Source organism: Vibrio sp. 1978, from assembly GCF_033344345.1.
Genome location: NZ_JAWPOP010000896.1, coordinates 1 through 546 on the forward strand (window position 1 = coordinate 1; position 546 = coordinate 546).

General features: G+C 43.2%; 1 protein-coding gene. It reads right to left on the bottom strand.

Features of this window, described 5'->3' with window-relative positions:
• Positions 1 to 546, bottom strand: a 546-nt coding sequence (locus tag R8N49_RS29735) for an Arm DNA-binding domain-containing protein (protein WP_318190778.1), incomplete at both ends; no start/stop codon positions are given.

Here is a 546-nt window from a genome sequence, read left to right on the forward strand (position 1 = left end):
CGAGGATCGTTATCAAAGCGCATCCCATGGTTAAACGCCGCCATCACATAGCTACGTACTCGGTTACTTTGGGTGATAGCTCCGCGCTGGATCATCTTACTAATAACGTATTTAATATCATCAGTCGTTACATCACACGCTTTGGTGTTTCTGTCTATATATGGATAGAATTCTCGTACCAGCGCATTTCGCACGTCTTCATACGTTCTCTTTCCATCTATTTTCATGCGCTCCGTATAGCTATGAAATAGCTCATCAATGGTTCCTAAGCTTTTACTCTCAGCATCAATTTTTTTCTGCTCGCTCTCTTGTTGTTCAAGGTGCAATTTAGGATCTTTTCCGCCGAGCAACAGTTGTGAGAAAACTTGGGCTTTCTCGCGAGCTTCTGTAAGAGTCATGCTGCCAGCACGTGCACTGAATAAACCGATTGAGATAAATTTTTCTTTCTGTTGCTGGTAGTAGCGAAACACGAACTGCTTTTTCCCACTAGTGAAAATTTTTACACCCAAACGCCCTATACCTCGTTGACCTGACTGATCCCAGAGA